Genomic DNA, 2,839 nt, shown 5'->3' with positions numbered 1-2,839 from the left:
CCCAACTGCCGTCTTTTTCATTAGCAAATTCTTCTAGGGGCTGGCGCTGAGCCTCCTCGTCGCTTCGCTCCTGCGGGGTCTCATCTGACCAGCTAAGCCCGCAGGACACTGAATAGCTCCCTCGAATCTGCCCACGCACGATGGAAATGCGTTAGCATTTTCGGAGGAGTCTACGCGCCTTCCACTACAATCAACAGGTTTTAAAAATCAACATTAGGCATTAACAGAGCCATTTATTAAACAACAAAAAAAGCCCCCCTTAAGGGAGACTTGTATTAATTGACTAGACGCTGTGCTTCTCTTAACTGGAAAGTACGTACTTTCCTTGGAAGGAATCTGCGTATTTCATCTTCATTATATCCAACCTGCAGGCGCTTTTCATCAATAATGATTGGGCGGCGCAGCAATCCTGGATTTTCTTTAATCAGTTCAAACAATTCCTGAAGAGGCATCGTTTCCAAATTCACATCAAGCTTTTGGAAAGTCTTTGAACGAGTCGAAATAATTTCATCCGTTCCATCTTCAGTCATCCGAAGAATTTCTTTTATTTCATCAATAGATAAAGGCTCTGAAAAAATGTTTCTTTCCGAATATGGAATCTCATGTTCTTCAAGCCATGATTTTGCTTTTCTGCAAGAGGTACAACTTGGTGAAGTGTATAAAGTGACCATTGGTAATTCACACTCCCTTTAATTTACTTAAATTATGTGCCTTATTTAAGCTAGAAAATTCTTAAATAATAATAAGTATAACTTTATAATTCATATAGAATATTATACACCAAGGATTCAATAAAAGGTATCCCTTTTAAAAAAATATTCCGGGTAATTATGTAAGGATTCTAGCCTTATATATATATAACGAACTTAATTGAAAAAAGTTTCATTAAATTTATATTTTTTTCATCACCCTTCATATTGCCATCTATAAAAATATTCGTATTATGCTAGCTGATTTTGTCGGTTATCATTAATTTATTTATATTTACCCTTTCTCACAGCAGCTAAACATTTTTAAAAAAAATAATATTCTCAATTGGACCTACTAAAATGAAAACGCATCCATATATGATACACATGGATGCGTCTAATTATAGGTCTTTTTTTGTATTTGCTGTATTTAACTTTTTTACATTTTTGTTTAAGAATTCTTCCGAAAAAAGAGTCAATTCACAAAACGGGATTAAAATCTCCCTATACTAAATATCCTGCAGTAAGTCATTACGCTTTTCTTCAAGTGTCAATACTTCATCAACTGGCTGATATGACTCTCCATAAAACTTTTTATCTTTATATGTGTGTATCATATTGTACGTCTTTTTCATCGCTTCGTACACTAGCTCTTCTGGAGCGTGATCTGGTGCCCAATATAGGATTTCCATTTCATTGATCTGCTTTGTTGCAAGTGAACGCCTGCGGTATCCAATCGTGCGAGCATGCTCAAAACCTTCACGCTTGTAAAAACGCAATCGTTTTTCGGTATCTGTGTCATCATAATTGACTGGCTCTACCTCAAGAATAATTGGCTTTCCTTTTTCCTTAAGCTTTTCAATCAGCTTATTACCTAGCCCCTGCCCTCTTGTATCCTTAGAAACAAAAAGATAATCAATGAAGACAAAGTCGTCTGTTTCGACATACATCAATACATGCCCAGGACCTTCATCTTTATGGTAAATCTCCGGACGTTCCTTTAAAAGTGTTTCCATATGTTCTTTTGATTTCATTTCTTCAATTGGAAAATATTGATTTAATTTTTCATACCAATGCATGGCTTATCTCCTTTTCGACTTTTTTCATCCTGATAAGCACCCAGCTTTTCTTATATAATCATGATCAAGATAGTACTAATATTTTTTCTTGATAAAGTTCTTTTAATACACCAACAATTCTTTTAAAATAAAGATGAGTAGGGATCATGATTATATATACCACATTTCATGAAATTGATTTGTGTAAAAAAAGGTGGAGGTTTATCATGGGCGATTACATAATGGACTTAACGATCGTTACTGTGCTTGTAGTGGGAATTACCGCAACAATTGGTGTTATTACCAATGGGATTGGCACAAGATTTTTCGGAGGAAGAAACAGGTCTGAATTTGTCGACCAGTCAGCCCGGATGCAAACAGGCTGGAAAAACGTTGGCGGCGGCAAAAAGTAACTCGTTACCCAGGTTTTATTATACATTATCCACATTACAATAATCTAATCATACGAAAAGGACCTTATGTGAGTGACTCATTTAAGGTCCTTTTTATTTAAATCTTGCACTCTCTTTATTTTTTCATTTATTTAAGGAGTGTAATCAACTTTTGGCGTATATCTGTTACTTGCGTTCCATAATAGATATTCGTTGATTCCCTGATCCTTGAGCGCCCGGATCTGGTCTTCGACTTCTTTCTTTCCGTAAACTAAGTAATTCCCGCTGCCAAGCCATGATGCTGTAAAATCTTGGAGCCAAGGACGAGAAATTGGCGGTGTTTTTAATTCACCCAATTTTCTCTTTTCAAGCTTTGCATATTCGACAACAAGCTTGTATGGCTCGGTATCTGGCTTAGCGATTCCAAAATAAGAAGTCCAATGGCTTGGATAAATCATTGACGATATTACATCTACATTTTCAGAGATTTTCGAGAAATTCTGTCCGATACCTGGAGCTTCAGGCAATGTCGCTGTATAGCCAAAAATATCTACAGATACTTTTACATCATAAGGCTTGAGTTCTTTTCTTGCATAGGCGACAAAGTCCGTCACTGCGTTAACACGTTTTTGAACGTTGTCCATTTTTACATCCTTATAGTCCCCCATTGAATATACAAGAGAAGCATCTCTGTTTTCAA

The 2,839-nt window shown here is 36.2% G+C and carries 4 protein-coding genes; 1 reads left to right on the top strand and 3 read right to left on the bottom strand.

Annotated features, from left to right (window positions below; all coding sequences use genetic code 11):
- Positions 1-275: 275 nt before the first annotated feature.
- Positions 276-671 (bottom strand): transcriptional regulator SpxA, encoded by a 396-nt coding sequence (gene spxA, locus WB217_RS09290; protein ID WP_335376770.1) that lies wholly within the window; start codon positions 669-671, stop codon positions 276-278.
- A gap of 527 nt (positions 672-1,198) precedes the next feature.
- Positions 1,199-1,768, bottom strand: a complete 570-nt coding sequence (locus WB217_RS09285) for a GNAT family N-acetyltransferase (protein WP_423992773.1) — start codon at positions 1,766-1,768, stop codon at positions 1,199-1,201.
- A 206-nt stretch (positions 1,769-1,974) separates the two neighbouring features.
- Between WB217_RS09285 and WB217_RS09280 the strand changes: the two genes are divergently transcribed.
- Positions 1,975-2,160: a hypothetical protein gene (locus WB217_RS09280; protein WP_423992771.1), complete on the top strand. Its 186-nt coding sequence runs from the start codon at positions 1,975-1,977 to the stop codon at positions 2,158-2,160.
- Between the two features lie 131 nt (positions 2,161-2,291).
- On the opposite strand, the gene WB217_RS09275 is transcribed toward WB217_RS09280, so the two are convergent.
- The coding region (locus tag WB217_RS09275) for a putative glycoside hydrolase (protein ID WP_423992769.1) at positions 2,292-2,839 on the bottom strand (548 nt) is incomplete at its 5' end.

It is taken from the genome of Mesobacillus sp. (genome assembly GCF_049588175.1).
In the GTDB taxonomy this organism is placed as follows: domain Bacteria; phylum Bacillota; class Bacilli; order Bacillales; family Cytobacillaceae; genus Mesobacillus.
This window is presented reverse-complemented; position numbering and strand designations above follow the sequence as displayed.

Coding starts and splice junctions, on each gene's coding strand:
- spxA (WP_335376770.1), bottom strand. CDS start 671: ATGGTCACTTTATACACTTCACCAAGTTGTACCTCTTGCAGAAAAGCA.
- WB217_RS09285 (WP_423992773.1), bottom strand. CDS start 1,768: ATGCATTGGTATGAAAAATTAAATCAATATTTTCCAATTGAAGAAATG.
- WB217_RS09280 (WP_423992771.1), top strand. CDS start 1,975: ATGGGCGATTACATAATGGACTTAACGATCGTTACTGTGCTTGTAGTG.